Below are 3,359 nucleotides of genomic sequence, written 5' to 3' on the forward strand. Positions count from 1 at the left end.
CCCGCCATGAGGATAGTGTCTACCTAGGTCTCGCCGATAACGCTTGCTACAACATTACAAACTTACCATGCACATGAGGTGCAATTATGTTGATAAGTTTACTCATTACTGAGCGGGCTACTCCCCTAAGAGGCGGCCATTATTCCATAACTTTATTTTTAGGTAAATATAGTTAAGGGAACAAATACCATATTCTAATAAATAATTTATATTTATTAGTGAAGAAGCTATTGATAACAATTGTCGTTTAGATTAGTATGCATCTATTGATTGTAATTAACACGGTTTGTATTGATGTATATTTGTCTTTGTCACGGTGTGACTGATAAAAAAATTGAGCAAACAATTGACGATGGTGCAACGACCATGCGTGAATTAACCAAAGAGCTTAAAGTAGGCAGCCAATGCGGTAAGTGTTGTGGTTGTACTAAAAAGATCCTTAATCGCAGACTTATTCAAATTGCGGATGTAACGGATCAAGTTGCTTAATTACATATAAAATTTAGATATAAAAAAAGCAGCTTTTTAGCTGCTTTTTTTATGCTTGTTACTATTTACAGTTGAGACTGTAAGTAGTTTTTGATACCCGTATTTTTAATAAGTAATTGTTGGGTTTCTAACCAATCAATTTGCTCTTCTTGTTCATTTAAAATGTGATCAAGGGTTTCACGGGTAATGTAATCTTTTTTACTTTCAGCCAGTTTAACGGCGCTTCGTAACTCGTCAATAGTATCGAGTTCAAAACTCATGTTAGCAGCAATCATTTCTTCGCTGTTTTCACCAATACGTAATCGGCCTAAGTCTTGAAGATTTGGTAAGCCTTCTAAAAACAAAATACGTTCGATTAAACGATCGGCGTTTTTCATTTTTTGAATTGATACTTTGTAATCTGCTTTGTCTAATTGAGTGAAACCAAAATCTTTAAACATGCGTGCATGTAAAAAGTATTGATTAATACCAACAAGCTCATTAGCGAGTACTTTATTAAGCGCTGCAATTACGTCTTTATCGCCTTTCATAGTATGCTCCTACTAAGCCATTTGTGCTTGATGATAATTATCAGAACCAATCTTATCAATTAAGCCAAGTTGTTGTTCTAACCAGTAAACATGATCTTCTTCAGTATCAAATAACAGCTTTTCTAAAATGCTACGAGATTGATAATCTTGCTGCTCTTCACATATTGCGATTACGTCTTTAACACACGCAACTACTTCAAGCTCTAGTGTTAAATCATTTTGCATCATGCTTTTTACGTCGTTACCGATAAGTAAATCACGGCGCTTAGTCATATTTGGTACACCTTCTAAAAACAAGATGCGCTTAATAAGCCAGTCTGCGTGATCTTTTTCTTCTTCCATTTCGTGGTTAAGGCGCTCGTATAGCTTATTTAAACCCCAGTCGTCATACATGCGCGAGTGTATAAAATACTGATCGATTGCTGCTAACTCGTTAGCTAACAATGTATTAAATGCATCGATTACTTTTTGATTACCTTTCATGATAAATCACCTTAACTATTTCAATTGCATGCAGTGTAGTACAAATAGCCTGTATTGCAAGTTTTCTCTATAAAAATCATTGCTTTACTATTGGTTTTGATTCTTATTTAAGTTTGCGTTACTGCTTGGTTTGTGGACAGTTTTTTATTTGTATTAGTATCTGAGAATGATTACTAGAGGTATTTATAAACAATAAGTTGAGAGACTGCATTTCATATTATTTTTTAAATAAATAGGCATGCTGATGATGCCTATTTATTGAGTCTATTACTAATTAAAACTGGTATTTAGCACCTAGGGTAGCCGTTGTGCCTAATCCTTTGATGTTATAGCCGCCGTAAGTGTAAGATTGTGCGCGGGCAGGGTAGTAATCGCTATTGAACAGGTTTTCGATACCAAAATAGCCACTCCAGCTGGCGTTAACATTGTATTGGCCACTTAAGTTAAATGTGTTGTAGCTACTAACAGGGCCTTGATCGCCAGAGTATTGGCCCTGTGCATTTTTATCAAAACGCTTTCTGTCGCCTACATATAAAAAACTCATTGCAAGTGATAACTTTTCGTTGGTTTGCCATGTTAAATTAGCAGTGGCTTTCGGCGGGCTGATTTGTTTTGCCCCTAAATATTCATCCGCTTCGGTGTTTTTACCTTCTACGTAGCTGTATGTAGCACCTAATTTAAGGTCTTGGTTAATAGTATAATTAACTAAACCTTCGTAACCCCATATTTCTTGAGGTGCGCGTACGGGTTCGTAAACACCCGTTACTTCGTTAAATTCATTACTGGTGCCAAGCTCTGAAGTACTTCTGTACAGTGCAAATTCAAAACGAACGTTTTCAAACTGTGAAGTAAAACCAACTTCGTAGTTGTCAATTATAGATGCTTGTGTCTGAATAAGTGCAATATCGTCAACGGTTGCAGCGCGAAGTAAGCGGCCAATATCAGAAATATCAGATCCCTGTGAATAACTAAAAAATGGGCTGAATGCATCTGTTAAATTGTATTTTATGCCTGCATTATACGTTGTAGCGTCATAGTTTATGGTATCACCACGCACATTTAATGGCACTGAGCATTGCGAAGGGGTTCTACACAGTTTTAATGTTTGGTAATCACTTACGCTCAAATCAATACTTTCGTTTCTTACACCTGCTTTTACAATAATATCGTCGTTTATTACCCATTTGGTTTGTAAAAAGCCAGCCACACTTTCCATGTCCATTTCTGGCACCCACACACGGCCATCTACTAAAGGTTGCGATGTTTTATCGTTTAAGGCATCAATACCGTAGATTAGGGTTGCTGTTACGTTTTCAAAATCAAACTGACTATTAAATGTAGCCCTTGCACCTTGCTTGTCTGATTTAATAACGGATTGGCCACCGGTATAGCCTTCATCGAGGTTAGCTAGGTTAGTGGAGAAAAAGAATACGTTTTCTATATCTTGTTTATAAAGATCGAGGGTCATTTGTGTGTTTTCAAACAACGCGTAATCAACATATTTTAGGGTTATATTTTCGTTGCCATCGGGTCCTTGCGGCTTACCTTGTTTTTGAAGCTCTAAGGGTACGTGAATAGCGTAAGTTTTTTCTCCTATATTGCCATCACCAGTAACATCGCCTAAATCAGTTTTTTGCTGTGAGCTGAAATAGTTATAGCTAAACTGCAGTTGCTTTTCGTCGTCAAAATCATAAGTTAGTTTGGTAAAATAGTTTTGAGTTTCAGAGTCTGATAAACCGTATTGTAAGCCTAAAATATCGCCCTGCGCATCGCGTTGTACGCCGTTTTCTTCATAGCTTGCCGTTAACAGGTAGCTTAGTTGGTCGAGCTTACCGTTTACTGCGGCTGATACTCTAC

The 3,359-nt window shown here is 36.9% G+C and carries 4 protein-coding genes; 1 reads left to right on the forward strand and 3 read right to left on the reverse strand.

Features of this window, described 5'->3' with window-relative positions:
* Positions 1-294: 294 nt before the first annotated feature.
* Positions 295-489 (forward strand): (2Fe-2S)-binding protein, encoded by a 195-nt coding sequence (locus L652_RS0112330; RefSeq protein ID WP_002960627.1) that lies wholly within the window; start codon positions 295-297, stop codon positions 487-489.
* Positions 490-554: 65 nt separating this feature from the next.
* Here the strand turns inward: L652_RS0112330 and bfr (L652_RS0112335) are convergent, their stop codons facing one another.
* The 3 genes from bfr (L652_RS0112335) to L652_RS0112345 all read right to left on the reverse strand — a co-directional run.
* Positions 555-1,019 (reverse strand): bacterioferritin, encoded by a 465-nt coding sequence (bfr, locus tag L652_RS0112335; RefSeq protein ID WP_024595021.1) that lies wholly within the window; start codon positions 1,017-1,019, stop codon positions 555-557.
* Positions 1,020-1,031: 12 nt separating this feature from the next.
* On the reverse strand, positions 1,032-1,502 hold the full coding sequence (gene bfr / locus L652_RS0112340; RefSeq protein ID WP_024595020.1) for a bacterioferritin: 471 nt from the start codon (positions 1,500-1,502) through the stop codon (positions 1,032-1,034).
* Positions 1,503-1,776: 274 nt separating this feature from the next.
* On the reverse strand, positions 1,777-3,359 hold a 1,583-nt coding region (locus L652_RS0112345), incomplete at its 5' end, for a TonB-dependent receptor (protein WP_024603481.1).

The organism is Pseudoalteromonas sp. TB25 (assembly GCF_000497995.1).
Taxonomy (GTDB): domain Bacteria; phylum Pseudomonadota; class Gammaproteobacteria; order Enterobacterales; family Alteromonadaceae; genus Pseudoalteromonas; species Pseudoalteromonas distincta.